The following is a 15062-nucleotide window of genomic DNA, read 5'->3' as shown; positions in this document are numbered from 1 at the left end:
GCTTCAGGCTGGCTTCAGCGGCGCCGCGGGACAGTGGCTGCGGCGTCGAGGAACGGCGCCGGAGACGGAGCGGATCATGAAGAAGAAGACCGGGATCATCGTCGGAGTCGCGGGCGCGATCGTGCTCGTCGGAGCCGGCACGGGCATCGCCTTCGCCGCGACCGACGGCTTCGAGCGCTCGGACGCGCTGACCGGCGCCGACCTCGACCGCGCCAGCGAGGTCGCGATCGCCGAGATCGGCGGCGGGACCGTCACCTCGGCCGAGCGCGACGACGACGGCACGCCGGGCTACGAGCTCGAGCTGCGCGGCGACGACGGCCTCGAGTACGACGTGCGGCTCGACGACTCCTTCGGCGTGCTGGTCGTCGACCCGGACGACGACGCGGCGCGCGGCACCGGCGGCGCGAACGACGGCACGGACGACGGCACGACCGGCACCGCCGAGGACAGCACCACCGGCACCACCGACGCGGTCGACCCCGACGACCTCGTCGGCGAGGAGCTGGCCCGCGCGAGCGAGGCCGCGATCGCCGCGATCGGCGGCGGCACGGTCACCGAGGCCGAGCGCAGCGACGACGCCGACCACGCCTTCGACGTCGAGGTCACCCGCGCCGACGGCACCGACGTGGACGTCGACCTCGACGCGTCCTACGCGGTCGTCCGCACGGAGGAGTAGGACGCGGGAGCGGAGGGGCTCAGCCCTTCCCCGGGCCGTTCCCGTTGCCGGGGTTCTGCCCGCTCTCCGGGCTGCGGCCGTCGCCGTTCCCGCCGCCGTTCCCGCCGCCGTTCCCCGGTCCCTCGACCGGCTCCTCGACCGGAGCCTGCGTCGCGGGCGCCTGCACGGCGGGCGCACCGGCGGCCGGCGTCGTCGCGGCAGGTGCCGGCGACTCCTCCTCCGGAGGCTCGGTCGGCTCCACCGGCTCGGTCTCCTCGGGCGTCGGCGACGGCTCCTCCTCGGGAGTCTCGACCGGGGCCGGCGTCTCCTCCTCCGGGGTCTCCTCGGCGGGCGGCTCCTCCTCGACGGGAGTGGTCTCCTCCGGCTCGGGCTCGGTCGACTCCTCAGGCGTCGGCACGGCGGCGATCAGCGCGGCGAGGTCGGCGCGCACGAGGTCGGCCTGCGCCCGGATCGACGTGGCCCGGTCCTCCCGGACGTTCCCGCCGGCGACCGCCGCGTCGAGCGTCGCCTGGAGCGCGTCGAGCTCGGTGAGCGCTCCGTCCCAGTCGTCGGCCGACGCCTTCTCGGCGACCGCCACGACCGCGTCGTCGAGCGCCTGCGCGGTGCCGTCGTCGATCGACGGATCCGCGGCGGAGCAGCCCGACAGCACGAGGACGGCGGCGAGCACCGCACCCCCGGCCCGCAGTCGAAGGCCCCGCCGGCTCACGCCCCGTCGGCCCGGCCCCCTCACGAGCGGATGCTCTCGCGCAGCTGACGGAGATGCTCGCCGAGCTCTCCGTCGACGGCGGGCAGCGGCGACTGCGGACCGTCGAACAGCACGATCACGAGGCCGACCGCCACGGCGACCAGCGCGAGCACCACGACGATCAGCCACGGGCTCGGCCCGGTGCGGCGACGGGCGACGGCGGCGGGCGGGGTGACCGGCGCGCTCGGCGCGACCCGCGTGGTCGTCGCGGTCGCGGGAGCGGCGCCGGGCAGCAGCGCGGTCGCCCCCACGGGCAGCACCGACGTCGCGTCCAGCAGCTCGGTCGCGGCCGCGGTCGGAGCGAAGCGCTCGGTCGCAGGCATCCGCTCGGTCGGCGGCGGTCCGGCGGGCTCCCGGACCGGCACGTCGGGGACGACGATCGCCGTCGGCGGTCCGTCGCGGCGCGGATCGATCAGCGCGCGCGCCGACTCCGCGACCTCGATCGCCGTGGGCCGCTCGGCCGGCTCGCGCCGCGTCATCGCGTTCAGCAGCGCCGACCAGCCGCCGCCGAGCGAGTCCGACACCTCCGGGTCGCGCAGCAGGCGCGCGAGGGTGACCTCGATCGCCGACCCGGTGAAGGGGCGGCGCCCGGTCAGCGATTCGAGCAGCACCAGGCCGAGGGAGTAGACGTCGCTCGCCGAGGTCAGCACGTCGCCGTGCGCCTGCTCGGGGCTGAGATAGGCGGCGGTGCCGATCAGCGTGCCGGGCGAGGTGATCCGGGTGGCGTCGATCAGGTAGGCGATGCCGAAGTCGGCGAGCTTGGGGCGGAACTCGCGGCTCGTCAGCGGGCTCGGCACGAGCAGCACGTTCGAGGGCTTCACGTCGCGGTGCACCACTCCGGCCGCGTGCACGGTGTGCAGGGCCTCGCCGAGGTCGGCGGCCATCGACGCGACGTCGTTCGGCAGGACGGGCCCGCTGGCCAGCCGCTCCGCGAGACTCGGCCCCTCGGCGAGCTCCATCACCATGTAGGCCTGGCCGCCGGTGTCGTCGCCGCCGTCGTCGGCGTCGTAGAGGGTCACCAGCGCGGGGTGGTTCAGGGCCGCGAGCAGCCGGATCTCGGAGGACTTGCGCTGGAGGTCCTGCGCGTCGTCGATGCCCGGCGCGAACATCTTCAGCGCCACCGAGCGGCCGAGGATCCCGTCGCGCGCCCGGTACACGGTGGCCATCCCGCCCCGGCCGATCAGCTCCTCGATCGTGTAGCGACCGCCGATCGTCGTGCCGACGACGCGGTTCTCGCCCGTTCGGTGGGATGACACGGTTCCTCCTCGGGCGGATGCTGCGGCAACGCCGCGCCCCCCGGTGCGACCGTCTCCCCAGGGTAGTACGTCCGTCTTCCGAGCCGCAGGGCTCGACGGGGAGCTCGCGAGCTGTCAAGCGGGTGCTCGCCCGAGGGGCCGCGCGTAGCGTGGCTGGTCCCGACGAAAGGCAGAGGCACATGGACGAGCACGAGCAGGGATCGACGATCGGCGCGACGGACGGCGCGGCTCCGGCCACGCGGACCAGCAGCGAGCAGGTCGAGAAGGACCGCGCCGAGTCCCCCGGCAGCGAGCGCGAGACCGAGGTCCGCCAGGACCAGGACCCGACCACCAGCCGGACGGAGGTCTCCGGCTCGGCCGAGGTCATCTCCGTGCCCGGCACCGGCGGCGCGGACGACGTCGGCACCGTCGAGGTCGACCCCGACGAGGTCAGCCTGAACGGCAAGCCGTTCCCAGGCCACGCCGGAACGAAATGATCCGGCCCGCCCCGGGAACCCTGCCCATCAGCCGGCTCCACCGGCGGGCGGGCCACGCCGGAACGAAATGATCCGGCCCACCCCGGGAACCCCGCCCATCAGCCGGCTCCACCCGCGGGCGGGCCACGCCGGAACGAAATGATCCGGCCCGCCCCGGGAACCCCGCCCATCAGCCGGCTCCGCCGGCGGGCGGGCCACGCCGGAACGAAGTGAAGCGGCCCGCCCCCGGGTGACCACGTCGTCGCCCGGGGTCCGCCTCAGGGCCTTCCGAGGTTGCGAGCCGCTCGTGCGTACGCGTCGAGATCAGCACGGCGACCGACCGCCACCGCCTGCACCCGCGTCGCTCGGTCTTCGTTCGGCAGGAGCCGATAGACAAGTCTGAACCGTGGCCGCAGTTCACGCGGATCGAGGTCGAAGTAGATCTTGCGGCAGTCGCTCAGGTCGGCTGTGAACTTCCGCTCCTCGAGCGGGAGACCCACGAGATCGCCGGAAGCCACCAGTGCAAGCAGGCCGATGACGCGGACCGCGAGAGGATGCGGAGAAGCAGTGCCGCCGCCTTCACGGGCGATGAGATCGGCGAGGTCGTCGCCGAAGCCGGGCTTCAGAGCGTCGAGCTTCAGTCTCACGATTCGTAGAGGACCACGCCGAATCGAGCGGCGACGTCCGAGAGCGGCTCGCTCTCCATGTCCCAGCGCTCCCGCACGAGTGCCGCGATCTCCTCGTCGTCCAGACGAGAGAGGAGCTGGTCGACCACGGCGATCGGCACGATCGCCGCTTCCGCTCGCCGATGCGACCCGAACACGAGGATCTCGGCGTTGGCGTCCTCGCGGAAGCGGCCTACGGCGCGGCCGAGTTCGTCGCGCGCCTCGCGGAAAGACAGTACGGGCACGGCACGGGACGTAGGCAGGCTGCGGGAAGTCATGGTCTCAGCGTACAGATGCGTACGCAAATGCGTGCGCATTCGCATTTCACCCGACGCGGTGTGCTTCACGCGCAATTCCCGTCGAGCGTCGCTGATGGACAGCTCGCCGACTAGAACGCGGCGACCGCGATCGAGGGCCTCCTTCGAGGGGAGATGGTCGGCGAGCTGCTGGCCCTTCTCGATCTCGGCCATGATCTCGTCGGTCCAAGCCGACAGATCTGGCTCAGTACGGATGTCCGATGCGAGGACAGGCAACGACAGGCGCGCGAAACACATCTGGCGAGGGTATTCGTGACGGTGACCGACCGTGCGGGCGGAGCGCTGCCTGGCGCACGATGCGACGACTGTCCCTGATCGCCGGCAGGAAGCCCCTACGCGACCGGGTCGAGCAGGCCCGGGTCGTGGCGGTCGACCGTCCGTGCGTTGTTGACGCGGCGGTCGACCGGGTAGGCGGTGATGGTCGAGGCGACCGCGACCGACGCGCGGTCGAGGGTCGCGAGCATCTCCTCGCTGGAGGCGAGCGGCTCCGGGCTCAGCCAGGCGTCGCGGACGTCGGGCGTGAGGAAGACGGGCATCCGGTCGTGCACCTCGCCGGAGGCGTCCCGCGCCTCGCGGGTGATGATCGTGAAGGAGACCCGCCACTCGTCGCCCTCCTTGCGCGCCGCGTACAGGCCGGCCGCCGCGAGGATCGACTCCTCGCCGTGCAGGAACCACGGCTGCTTGCCGTCGGCGCGCGCCTCCCACTCGTAGTAGCCGCGCATCGGCACGATGGCGCGCTGCTTGGCGAAGGCCCCGCGGAACAGCCCGTTCGAGGCGACCGTCTCGAGCCGCGCGTTGATCGGCGACGGCCCCTTCCCCTTCGCCCAGGACGGCCGGAACCCCCAGGAGGCCAGCTCGATCTCGCGCTCCAGCGACTCCTCGTGCCGGTGCTCGCGCACGATCGGCGCCGCGTCGGTCGGGGCGACGCTGAAGTCGGGCGCCCAGTCGGCCGCCCGGCCGCCCGCCGCCACGAACTCCGCGATCAGGGCGTCGGTCTCGGAATCCATCGCGAAGCGTCCGCACATGCGGGCGACACTACGCCGGACCGCCGACAGCGGCGAGGACGGGATCGCGCCGGCCTCGGCGGATCGTCGCGACCGCGAGCCCCGCGACCATCACCGCGCCGCCGATCAGCACGCCGACCGACGGCACCTCGCCCAGCAGCACCCACGCCGACAGCACGCCGACCACCGGCACCAGCAGCGTGAACGGCACCACCGACGCGGCGGGGTAGCGGGCCAGCAGCGAGTTCCAGATGCCGTAGCCGATGAGCGACGCGAACACCGCCGTGTACAGGGTGCTGAGGACCGCCGCGAGCGAGAGCCCCTGGATCGCCTCGGCGATCGCGGGCCCGCCGTCGACGAGGAGCGAGAGCAGCAGCGCCGGGATCGGCACGACCAGCGCCGACCAGACCACCAGCGAGAGCCCCGAGGCGCCCTTCGCCCGCCGGGTCAGCACGTTGCCGATCGCCCAGGAGAGCGCGCCGCCGAGGCAGACCACGAACGGCAGCCACGGCGCGACGGCCCCGTGCGAGAGGGCGACGATCACGAGCCCGGCGACGCCGACGACCAGGCCGATGCTCTGCCGCCGCGTCGGCCGCTCCTTCAGCAGCACCGCGGCGATCAGCACCGTCAGCACGATCTGCGCCTGCACCACCAGCGACGCGAGCCCCGCGGGCATCCCCAGCGCCAGCGCCAGGTAGAGCAGCGCGAACTGCCCGAGGCTCATGAAGGCGCCGATGGTCGCGACCGTCCGCAGCGGCGCCTGCGGCCGCGGCACGAGGAACACGGCCGGCACCGCGACCACCGTGAACCGCATCGCCAGGAACAGCAGCGGCGGCACGTCCGCGAGCCCCACGTCGATCACGACGAAGTTCAGCCCCCAGAGCAGCACGACGAGGAGGGCGAGGAGGCTGTACCGGCGGGTCATGCCCCCAGACAAGCGTGGATGACCCGGCAGCACCAGCGCCGGTCCGCACCGTCGACCCGGTAGCGTCGCTGCATGGTCGAACACACTGCAGGGATCGCGAGCCCCGCATGATCGAGCCGTCCGCGCTCCGCGCCCTGATCGCCGTCCGCGACTGCGGCACCGTCGCGGCCGCGGCCGACGCGCTCGGCTACACCCCTTCCGCCGTCTCGCAGCAGCTCAAGCGCCTCGAGCGCCAGTCCGGCGGCGCCGTCGCCGAGCGCTCCGGCCGCGGCGTGCTGCTCACCGAGCACGGCCGCGCCCTGGCCGACCGCGGCGAGCGCCTCCTCGCCGAGCTGGAGGCGCTCGGGCACCTCGGCACCGTCCCCGCGGAGGAGGTGACCGGCACGCTGCGGGTCGTCGCGTTCTCGACCGCGATGCGCGGCCTGCTCGTCCCCGCCCTGGCCCTCCTCCGCGAGCGGGCTCCCCGGCTGCGGCTCACCGTGGACGAGCTCGACCCGTGGGAGGCGTCCCGGCGGCTCGAGCGGGGCGCCGCCGACCTGGCGATCCTGCACGACTGGCCGGGCCTGGCGCTCGAGCTCCCGCCGGACACCATCGAGACCGAGACCCTGCTCGAGGACCGCGCCGACGTCCTCCTGAACCGGGCGCACCCGCTCGCAGGCAGTGCCGAGATCGCGCCGAGCCGGCTCGCGGACGAGACGTGGGTGAGCATCCCGGCCGGCGCGATCTGCCACGCCTGGCTGCTGCGCACCTTCGCCGGCACCGGCCGCCAGCCCGACATCGCCTACTACGACGAGGACTTCAGCACCCACATCGCCCTGGTCGAGGCGGGCGCCGCGGTCGCGCTGGTCCCGCGGCTGGGCCGCGAGCCGCTCCCGGAGGCGGTGGTCGCCGTCCCCGCTGTCGACCCCGTGTCGACGCGGGTCGTCAGCGCCGCCTGGCGCCGCTCGGGCCGCGGGAACCCCGCGCGGGCGGTCGTCCTCGAGGCGCTGCGCTCCGTCTGCTGAGGAGCGGGGAGCAGCGGCCGGCGAGCGTCAGCCGCCGACGACGCGGCTCTTCGCCGACCAGAAGCGCATCAGCGCGCCGGCCGCGATCGAGCCGGCCGCACCGGCCGCGAGGTCGCCCAGCGTGTCCTCGTAGCCGACGAAGATCGACGGGTCGACGAAGCGGTGCCCGGCCCACTCGCCCCACTCCCAGACCACGCCCATCGACAGGCCGAAGCAGGCGCAGAGCACGATCGCCGGGGCGAGCGGACCGCGGTCGCCGGCGACCGTCGGCACCACGCCGGCGCGCGCGGCGACGATGTAGGCGACGGCCGCGACCAGCCCGTTCAGCACGAAGTGCACGACGAGGTCCCACGACGCCCAGGCCTGGTAGAGCCCGAGCACGCTGCTCCAGGACGCGACCAGCAGAGCGAGTCCGAAGGTGGCGTCCAGCGCCGGGCGGATCCCGAGGAACCGCGGCAGCACCAGCCCGATCGCGGCGAGGGCGAGCACGGCGACGTCGACGAGGTCCCAGCCGATCATCGCGGCGACGATGCTCACGGCGCCGAGGACGCGGACCGCGTCGGCGAACCACTCGCCCCGTGTGCGCGGGGGCTCCATGAACGTCGAGATCAGGACGGGCTCGTTCTCGGGGCGGGCTCTCACGGCGGGTCGGGTCACGGCTTCGTGAAGCGGAGGACGGCCTGGACCGCCTCGTGGTCCGAGCCCGGCGCCGTGCCGTAGCGTGTCGCGTTGATCGCCGCCGAGACGACCTCGAAGGCCCCGGCGCTGACCGTGAGCCAGTCGATGCGGCGGCCGGCCTTCGGCGGGCGGTAGTTGGAGTAGGTGCCCCAGTGCGGGGTGAGGTGCGTGCCGGCGACGACCCAGGAGTCCGCGAGCCCGCCCTCGTCCAGCAGCGCCCGGTACGGCTCCGTGCCGACGTCGGTGTTGGTGTCGCCCATCACGATCGCGGGCCGGCCGAGGTCGGTGATCCGCTCGGCGACCAGCTCGGCCGAGCGCAGTCGCGAGCGCCGCGAGAGGTGATCGAAGTGCGTCGCGACGACGGTGAACTCGCGGTTCGTCGCGTGGTCGGTCAGCTCGGCGATCACCGCGGTGCGCGGGATCCGGTTGCCCCAGCTGCGCGAGCCGGCGACGTCCGGAGTCGCGGACAGCGCGATCTGCGACCAGTCGCGCACCGCGAAGCGGCTCCGGTCGACGAAGAGCATCACCCGCTCACCGCCGCGGTCGGCGTCGCGGCCGAAGCCCATGCCCTCGAACGAGGCGCCGAGCGACTCGTGCACCCACTGCGCCTGATCGGGCAGCGCCTCCTGCACCGCGAGGATCGACGGGCTCTCCTCCTGCAGCAGCCGGCGCACCATGGGCTTCCGGCGCTCCCACTGGTCGACCGCGCGGGCGGTCAGGCGGGGCATGCGGCGGCGGATGTTGTACGTCATGACGTGGAGCTCGGGCGCCGGGATCGGACCGATCAGGGGGGACGGGTCGGTCATGCCTCCACCCTACGGCGGCGATCGGAGCTGCCAGGGAGGCTTGCGGAGTCGCTCCCTCGCACCCCTACTCTTCGAGGATGACCCTCTCGCCCGCTCTCGCGGCCCTCTCCGACGCCTCGTTCGTCTCGCTCACGACCTTCCGGAAGACGGGCGTCGGAGTGTCGACGCCGGTGTGGATCGCCCGGGACGGCGCGGACCTGATCGTCACCACGCCCCGCAAGAGCGGCAAGGTCAAGCGCCTGCGCAACGACCCGCGGGTGACCCTCGTCCCCTGCGACCGCCGCGGCCGGGTCGCCGACGGCGCGACCGCACTCGAGGCGGAGGCGCACATCGTCTCCGACACCGACACCGTCGAGCGCCTCGGCCGCGTCTTCCTCCGCAAGTACCGCCTCGAGTACCGCGCCTTCATGGTGATCGAGCGGATCGTCTCCCGCGGCGACCGCACCCGCGTGATGCTCCGCATCGCCGACCGCTGAGCCCCGGAAGGGGTGGCGCTGGTAAAGTAGAGGGGCTCACGAGGGAGGTCGGCATGGCGCACGCACTCGGGGCGGTCACGCCCGATCACGCTGAGGTCGATCAGCACCTGATGTTCGCCGAAGCGGCTCTTTCGCTGGCAGGACACGAGGTCACGGATCCCGCACTACTCGCGATCATCGAGCGTGCCGCGCGCCATGAGCTGACAGGGGACGAGGCCGTCGCCGCGATTCGGCGACACATTCAGGGCTGATGCCGCTCGGTTCCACCTTCCGTACCTGGGATGACTACTTCATTCCGGGTACGACTGTTCTGCGCAACAAGTTCACAGGACCGAGCAAGCCCTACGGCGAGACGGATCCGGTGAAGCTGCGTGCGATGGAGGAGGCGATCACTGCTGTCCGCATTCGAGAACTGCACGAGAACCCCGTCAAGGGTCGGTTCGACTACGCGCACATGAAGGCGATCCATCGTGCGATCTTCCACGACGTGTACGCGTGGGCGGGCCAGGAGCGGGTCGCTCCGGTCGGCGCGCGCATGACGAAGGACGGGCACGCCTACTACCCTGCCGGCCCGGCCCTCTCCGAAGCGGCTGATGCCGAGTACGCGAAGCTCGCTCGCAAGGATCATCTCCGCGGTCTCGGACTGGAGGAGTTCATCGATGAGCTCGCCGAGAGCTGGGGCGAGCTGAACGTGATCCACTTCGCGAGGGAGGGCAACACCCGCACACAGTTCGTGTTCTTCTCACAGCTCGCCGAACAGGCGGGCTACCAGATCGATGCAGCACTCTTCGCGCCCGGAGCGCCACTGCGCGACGCCTTCGTGGAGGCGAGGTTCCACAGCCAGGACACCGGCAGCAACGAGGACCTCGCAGCCGTCCTCCGGCAGGCCGTCGCACCCCTTCCGGGTGGTGCCGACGCAGGATCGAAGTGATCGCCGGCATTTCGCCAACAAGCTGTTGGCGAAATGCCGTGGGGACGCGGGAGCGGCCCTCCATGCTGGTCGAGCAGCCCCGCAGGGACGCATCCATGCGGATCGAGCAGCCCCGCAGGGGCGTATTCATGCTGGTCGAGTAGCCCCGAAGGGGCGTATCGAGACCTACGTCCTCAGCAGGGCGGGTCTGCAGACTCTGGTGCTGACGGTGGTGGATCTCGAGACGCCCGCTCCGCGGGCTACTCGATCAACATGGATGTCCCGCCTACACCCCGGCCGGCGGTGGGGGATAGGGCTTCGGCGGCGGGGGGCCACGGCACTACGGTGGGGCGTCGCCCGCCGGTGCCCATCGCGCCTCCCGCGCACGCCGGCGCACGCAGAAGGAGCACGTATGAGCATCGGAGCAGGGATCTTCCTCCTCGTCGTCGGCGCGGTCCTCGCGTTCGCCGTGGACGTCCAGGTGTCGGGAGTCGACCTCAAGCTGGTCGGCTACATCCTGATGGCCGCCGGAGCCGTGGGCCTCATCCTCGGCCTGGTCCTGATGACGCGCCGCCGCCAGGCCGTCTCGACCACCCGCTCGGCGGTCGACCCCGCCAGCGGCGAGCAGGTCACCCGCCGCACCAGCGAGGGCAACGGCCCCGTCGTCTGACCTCGGAGAACGACGAGAGGGGCGTCACCGGCATCACCGGTGGCGCCCCTCTTCTCGTCGCCGAGCGTGCCGCGGCGGCTACTCGTCGTCCGGCTCGCCGCCCGAGACGGTGTCCGTGTCGCCGCCGCCGCTGGAGGTGTCGGTGCCGGTGCCGTCGGGGAGGTCCTCGGTCTTCTCGGTCTTCTCGTCCTCGGTGCCGTTGCTGCTGTCGCTGCTCATCGCCGCTCTCCCTTCGCCCGGCGCTCTGCCGGAACGCCCACTCTCCTCCGCGCCGCACGGACCGCGCCAGGGGGTGGCGGCGGGCGGCCCGGGGAGGCCACGATGCCCACGCCCCCGCACAATCCCCAGCGGCGCACCCCGCGCCTCCGGTTGACTGGGGTCGCTCCGCCGACCGACGGCGGCACTCTGGAGGAGACATGGCGAACCACCGATTCGAGCTGCGGTCCGGACGCGGGATGGGCGTCTCGGCCGCCGGCGACCCGATCGCGGACCGGCTGGTCGTGTTCTGCCACCCCACTCCCGGCGCGGGCGGCTTCGACCCCGACCCGCTGGTCACCGGCCCGTGGGGCCTGCACCTGCTGATCCTCGACCGCCCCGGCTACGGCGCCTCCGATCCCGTCGACGCGCAGCACGGCCGCGTCCAGGACCGCGCCGACGACCTCGCGGAGTACCTCCGCCGCTCCGAGCGCACCGCCCGCGACGTCGACGGCGCCCGCTTCGGCAGCGTCGGCGTGGTCGGCTGGGGCTCGGGAGGCGCCTTCGCGCTCTCGCTCGCCGCACGGCACCCGGACCTGGTCGACCGCATCGCGATCGTCGGCACCCCCGCTCCCCCGCAGGCCGGGGCGCTCGTGCACCCGACGACGGCGTGGGAGCGGCGGCAGACCCTGCCCGGCGAGGACGTCGCGGGGATCGCCGCGACGCTCCCCGCCGACGTGCCCGGCCTGGACTCGCTCGGCGTCGACCCCGGCGACCCGGTCCTCGAGAGCCACGGCGGGCTGCGCAACCGGCTCGAGCGGATGCTCGGCGAGGGCTGGCGCCAGGGCCCCGGCGGCGCCGCGACCGACCTGGTCGCGCTCCGCGACGGCTCCTGGGCGGACGAGCTCGACCGGGTCACGGCCGAGGTCCTGATCGTGAACGGCGACGCTGACCCGGTCGCCGGCTCGGAGGACGCGCGCTGGTTCCGCTCCCGGCTCGCCGACGCGCGCTCCGCGACCGTCGACGGCACCGGGCGGCTGGCGCTGGTGCGCGAGTGGCGCCGGATCCTCGACCACGTCGCTCCGCTCGAGCGCGGGGCGCAGGGCCGATGAGCCGCCGCACGCTCCGGCGACGGCGTTCCGCCCGCGCCGGGGCTGCCCGCCTCGGTGCCGGCCCGCTCGCGCTCGTCGGCGCGATGGCGGTCTCGGGCGTGATCCACCTCGCGCGCCCCGCCGTCTTCGAGCGCGCCGTCCCGCGGGCGATGCCCGGCTCGGTCCGCGGCTGGGTGCTCGTCTCGGGCGTCGCGGAGCTCGCCTGCGCCGCGACGACGCTCTGGCCGCCGACCCGCGCCGCCGGCGGTCTCGCCTCCGCGGCCCTGATGGCCGGGGTCTTCCCCGCCAACGTGCAGATGGCCCTCGACGCCCGGCGCCCGCGGACCCGGGCGATCACGCTGCTGCGCCTGCCGCTGCAGATCCCGCTGGTGCTCTGGGGGCTGCAGGCCGCCCGCTCGACCCCGCGCTGAGAGCGGCCGCCGAGGCCGACGCAACCCCGAGCGGCGCTCGCGATCGCGCTGCTACCGTCCAGGCATGAGCGACCAGAAGGCGGATGATCGCCGAGACCAGCTGACCAGCGCACCGAAGGCGACGGAGGCCGACGCGGCCCCGCGCATCGACGTGACGACCACCCCCGCGGGCGACACGCGCATCGACATCCGCGACGACGCCGCCGTGCGCCCGGGCCGGGTCGACGCCGACGGGAACGAGCTCGACGAGGACGAGGACGGCGCCGATGTCTGAGCTCCGCCGCGCCGCGATCGTCTACAACCCCGTCAAGGTCGACCTCGAGGCCGTGAAGGCCGCCGTCGCGCGTGCCCAGGAGGCCGCCGGCTGGGACGAGACCCTCTGGTTCGAGACCTCCGTCGAGGACCCGGGAGCCGGCCAGACCAGGGAGGCGCTCGAGCAGGGCGTCGACATGGTGATCGCGGCCGGCGGCGACGGCACCGTGCGCGTGGTGGCCGAGGCGCTGCAGGACTCGAAGGCGTCGCTCGCGCTGCTGCCCTCCGGCACCGGCAACCTGCTCGCCCGCAATCTGAACCTCACGCTCGACGACGTCGACAACGCGCTGACCGTCGCCTTCTCGGGTGAGGACCGCGCCATCGACATCGGCGTGATCGACATCGAGACCTCGAAGGGCCGCGACCGGCACTCCTACGTCGTGATGGCCGGTCTCGGGATCGACGCGAAGATGCTCGCGAACACCGACGACGACCTGAAGAAGCGGGCCGGCTGGCTCGCCTACGTCGACGCGCTGCGGAAGGCCCTGCTGGACAAGAACCAGCTCGAGTTCCGCTACTCCCTGAACGGCGCGAAGACGCGCAAGGTGCGCGCGCACACGATCATCGTGGGCAACTGCGGCGCCCTGCCGGCGAACATCCTGCTGCTGCCGGACGCCGCGGTCGACGACGGCGAGTTCGACATCGTGCTGCTGCGCCCGGAGGGCTTCTTCGGCTGGGTCCAGATCATCTTCAAGGTGGTCTGGGAGAACGGCGTGCTGCGCCGCAGCGGCGTGGTCGGCACGAAGCTGATGGGCCTCACGAAGGAGGTCTCGGCGCTGCGCTACGTGAAGGGCCACGAGCTCGTGGTGCGCCTGGAGAAGCCGCAGGAGATCGAGCTGGACGGCGACCCGTTCGGGACGACGTCGGCGTTCCGCACCTGGATCGAGCCGGGCGGACTGACCGTCCGAGTTCCCGCCGCGTAGCGCGGCCGTCCTGGACGAGCGCGGACCCGCCGCCTGATCGGCAGGCGGCGGGCACCGGCGAGCGACTGCGGCGCGGGTTCGGGTCCCGCACCCCATGCGCTTGCATGGACACGGCGACCCTAGTGCGCATTCCGTCGTCGAAGCAATGGATTCCGCACCTCTGCGCTCCTTTTCGCCGCAGACAGGCGATTCTGCTCAGTGGAGTCGACCGGACGCAACCGATTCCGCACTCCACGCCCGATCCGGCCGCCACCCGGCAGACCCCGTCTCCTGGGCGACCGCGCGGTCGTCAAGCGGGAGAACCGCGCCCCGTCCCTCCACTACGGTTCCCCCCATGGGCTTCTTCGACCGCACCGTCCCCCCGGCCGCCTCCCCGGCCGCCTCGCCGGCCACTCCTCCCGCCGAGCGGCGGCCGACGGTGTGGACCGACGGACTCGGGCGCTTCGCCCTGCGCTGCCTCCAGGTGCTCGTCGTCCTGGCGCTCGCGGCGGTCCTCGTCCTCGCGATGACCCAGCTGACGCTGGTGCTGATCCCCGTGCTGATCGCGATCATCCTCGCATCCGCGATCCACCCCGTCCTGGCCTGGATGCGCCGCAAGGGCGTGCCGTCGATCCTCGCCACCTGGATCGCCCTGATCGGACTGCTCGCGATCCTCGGCGCCATCGGCTGGCTGATCACCGTCGCCGTCCGCAACCAGTGGGACGAGTTGGTCAGCAGCGCCTCCGACGGCATCGCCTCGCTGCAGGACTACGTGCAGCACCTGCCGTTCCAGATCGACGAGCAGCAGATCGAGGACGCCCGCCAGAGCGTCGTCGACTTCCTCACCTCCAGCTCCTTCGGCTCCGGCGCCCTCGCCGGCGCTGCGGCCGCGGCGAACTTCGTCACCGGCCTCGTGCTGATGATCGTCGTCCTGTTCTTCTTCATGAAGGACGGCCCGAAGATCTGGGAGTTCCTGCTCCGCCCCTTCACCGGCTCGAGCTACGACCGCGCCAAGCGCGTCGGCGGCAAGACCGTCGACGTCCTCGGCGGCTACATCCGCGGCACGGCGACCGTCGCCGCGGTCGACGCGATCGGCATCGGCGTCGCCCTCGCGATCCTGCAGGTGCCGCTGGCCCTCCCGCTCGCCGTGATCGTCTTCCTCACCGCCTTCATCCCGATCGTCGGAGCGACCGCCGCCGGCATCCTCGCCGCGCTCGTCGCCCTCGTCGCGAACGGCCCGCTGGCCGCGCTGATCGTGATCATCGTCGTCATCGCCGTCAACCAGCTCGAGGGCAACTTCCTCCAGCCGGTCGTGATGGCCCGCTCGCTCAAGCTGCACCCGCTGATCGTGCTGATCGCGCTGACCATCGGCACCGTGCTCGCGGGCATCGTCGGCGCCGTGCTCGCCGTGCCGATCGCCGCGGTCGCCTGGGGCATCGTCTCGGTCTGGAACGGCCCCGACCGCCCGGCCGAGCCGGCCCGGCAGAAGCGCGACGAGTCCGTCTGACCCGAAACGGTCGCCGACGCACGACGGGTTCGTCGCC

General features: G+C 73.0%; 21 protein-coding genes. 12 read left to right on the top strand and 9 right to left on the bottom strand.

Features of this window, described 5'->3' with window-relative positions; translation table 11 throughout:
* The first annotated feature begins 76 nt into the window (after positions 1–76).
* Positions 77–676 (top strand): PepSY domain-containing protein, encoded by a 600-nt coding sequence (locus C1I64_RS19325; RefSeq protein ID WP_127888344.1) that lies wholly within the window; start codon positions 77–79, stop codon positions 674–676.
* Positions 677–695: 19 nt separating this feature from the next.
* On the opposite strand, the gene C1I64_RS19320 is transcribed toward C1I64_RS19325, so the two are convergent.
* The gene (locus C1I64_RS19320; protein WP_127888343.1) at positions 696–1343 is read right to left on the bottom strand and encodes a hypothetical protein; all 648 of its coding nucleotides are present in this window, start codon (positions 1341–1343) and stop codon (positions 696–698) included.
* A 59-nt stretch (positions 1344–1402) separates the two neighbouring features.
* Positions 1403–2677 (bottom strand): serine/threonine-protein kinase, encoded by a 1275-nt coding sequence (locus C1I64_RS19315; RefSeq protein WP_127888342.1) that lies wholly within the window; start codon positions 2675–2677, stop codon positions 1403–1405.
* Between the two features lie 179 nt (positions 2678–2856).
* Between C1I64_RS19315 and C1I64_RS19310 the strand changes: the two genes are divergently transcribed.
* Complete coding sequence (locus tag C1I64_RS19310) at positions 2857–3153, top strand: hypothetical protein (protein WP_123444820.1); 297 nt, start codon at positions 2857–2859, stop codon at positions 3151–3153.
* Positions 3154–3410: 257 nt separating this feature from the next.
* Here C1I64_RS19310 and C1I64_RS19305 read toward each other — a convergent pair whose 3' ends face one another.
* From C1I64_RS19305 to C1I64_RS19290, 4 genes are all read right to left on the bottom strand, one after another.
* On the bottom strand, positions 3411–3779 hold the full coding sequence (locus C1I64_RS19305; protein WP_243586104.1) for a hypothetical protein: 369 nt from the start codon (positions 3777–3779) through the stop codon (positions 3411–3413).
* Positions 3776–4351, bottom strand: a complete 576-nt coding sequence (locus C1I64_RS19300; RefSeq protein WP_127888341.1) for a hypothetical protein — start codon at positions 4349–4351, stop codon at positions 3776–3778. The genes C1I64_RS19305 and C1I64_RS19300 overlap by 4 nt, the downstream gene beginning before the upstream one ends.
* Positions 4352–4446: 95 nt before the next feature.
* A complete protein-coding gene (locus tag C1I64_RS19295) occupies positions 4447–5139 on the bottom strand; it encodes an SOS response-associated peptidase (RefSeq protein ID WP_127888340.1) in 693 nt (230 codons plus the stop codon).
* A gap of 10 nt (positions 5140–5149) precedes the next feature.
* Positions 5150–6043, bottom strand: a complete 894-nt coding sequence (locus C1I64_RS19290; protein ID WP_127888339.1) for an EamA family transporter — start codon at positions 6041–6043, stop codon at positions 5150–5152.
* Positions 6044–6150: 107 nt separating this feature from the next.
* Between C1I64_RS19290 and C1I64_RS19285 the strand changes: the two genes are divergently transcribed.
* Complete coding sequence (locus C1I64_RS19285) at positions 6151–7047, top strand: LysR family transcriptional regulator (protein WP_127888338.1); 897 nt, start codon at positions 6151–6153, stop codon at positions 7045–7047.
* 27 nt (positions 7048–7074) lie between these two features.
* Here the strand turns inward: C1I64_RS19285 and C1I64_RS19280 are convergent, their stop codons facing one another.
* Complete coding sequence (locus tag C1I64_RS19280; RefSeq protein WP_127888337.1) at positions 7075–7704, bottom strand: DUF2238 domain-containing protein; 630 nt, start codon at positions 7702–7704, stop codon at positions 7075–7077.
* The gene (locus tag C1I64_RS19275; protein WP_127888336.1) at positions 7701–8531 is read right to left on the bottom strand and encodes an endonuclease/exonuclease/phosphatase family protein; all 831 of its coding nucleotides are present in this window, start codon (positions 8529–8531) and stop codon (positions 7701–7703) included. The genes C1I64_RS19280 and C1I64_RS19275 overlap by 4 nt, the downstream gene beginning before the upstream one ends.
* 77 nt (positions 8532–8608) lie before the next feature.
* On the opposite strand from C1I64_RS19275, the gene C1I64_RS19270 reads away from it, so the two are divergent.
* The 4 genes from C1I64_RS19270 to C1I64_RS19255 all read left to right on the top strand — a co-directional run bounded on the left by C1I64_RS19270 (position 8609) and on the right by C1I64_RS19255 (position 10587).
* The gene (locus C1I64_RS19270) at positions 8609–9007 is read left to right on the top strand and encodes a PPOX class F420-dependent oxidoreductase (protein ID WP_127888335.1); all 399 of its coding nucleotides are present in this window, start codon (positions 8609–8611) and stop codon (positions 9005–9007) included.
* 53 nt (positions 9008–9060) lie between these two features.
* Positions 9061–9258, top strand: a complete 198-nt coding sequence (locus C1I64_RS19265; protein WP_123444813.1) for an antitoxin VbhA family protein — start codon at positions 9061–9063, stop codon at positions 9256–9258.
* Positions 9258–9938 carry a Fic/DOC family protein gene (locus C1I64_RS19260; RefSeq protein WP_127888334.1) on the top strand — a complete coding sequence of 227 codons (681 nt, stop codon included), beginning with the start codon at positions 9258–9260 and terminating at the stop codon, positions 9936–9938. Before C1I64_RS19265 ends, C1I64_RS19260 begins: the two co-directional genes overlap by 1 nt.
* Before the next feature lie 391 nt (positions 9939–10329).
* A complete protein-coding gene (locus C1I64_RS19255; protein ID WP_123444811.1) occupies positions 10330–10587 on the top strand; it encodes a DUF6458 family protein in 258 nt (85 codons plus the stop codon).
* A 78-nt stretch (positions 10588–10665) separates the two neighbouring features.
* On the opposite strand, the gene C1I64_RS20260 is transcribed toward C1I64_RS19255, so the two are convergent.
* Positions 10666–10806, bottom strand: coding sequence for a hypothetical protein (locus C1I64_RS20260; protein WP_159423548.1), 141 nt, complete (start codon positions 10804–10806; stop codon positions 10666–10668).
* Positions 10807–11003: 197 nt separating this feature from the next.
* On the opposite strand from C1I64_RS20260, the gene C1I64_RS19250 reads away from it, so the two are divergent.
* From C1I64_RS19250 to C1I64_RS19230, 5 genes are all read left to right on the top strand, one after another.
* Positions 11004–11894: an alpha/beta fold hydrolase gene (locus C1I64_RS19250; RefSeq protein WP_127888333.1), complete on the top strand. Its 891-nt coding sequence runs from the start codon at positions 11004–11006 to the stop codon at positions 11892–11894.
* The gene (locus C1I64_RS19245; RefSeq protein ID WP_244209538.1) at positions 11891–12304 is read left to right on the top strand and encodes a DoxX family protein; all 414 of its coding nucleotides are present in this window, start codon (positions 11891–11893) and stop codon (positions 12302–12304) included. Before C1I64_RS19250 ends, C1I64_RS19245 begins: the two co-directional genes overlap by 4 nt.
* Positions 12305–12368: 64 nt before the next feature.
* Positions 12369–12578, top strand: coding sequence for a multidrug transporter (locus tag C1I64_RS19240; RefSeq protein WP_123444809.1), 210 nt, complete (start codon positions 12369–12371; stop codon positions 12576–12578).
* A complete protein-coding gene (locus tag C1I64_RS19235) occupies positions 12571–13539 on the top strand; it encodes a diacylglycerol/lipid kinase family protein (RefSeq protein WP_127888332.1) in 969 nt (322 codons plus the stop codon). The genes C1I64_RS19240 and C1I64_RS19235 overlap by 8 nt, the downstream gene beginning before the upstream one ends.
* A gap of 334 nt (positions 13540–13873) precedes the next feature.
* On the top strand, positions 13874–15025 hold the full coding sequence (locus tag C1I64_RS19230; protein WP_123734838.1) for an AI-2E family transporter: 1152 nt from the start codon (positions 13874–13876) through the stop codon (positions 15023–15025).
* Positions 15026–15062: the final 37 nt, after the last annotated feature.

Origin of the sequence: Rathayibacter festucae DSM 15932 (genome assembly GCF_004011135.1) — a bacterium.
Taxonomy (GTDB): domain Bacteria; phylum Actinomycetota; class Actinomycetes; order Actinomycetales; family Microbacteriaceae; genus Rathayibacter; species Rathayibacter festucae.
The sequence above is the reverse complement of the archived record's forward strand: the minus strand, read 5'-3'. Positions and strand labels throughout refer to the sequence as shown.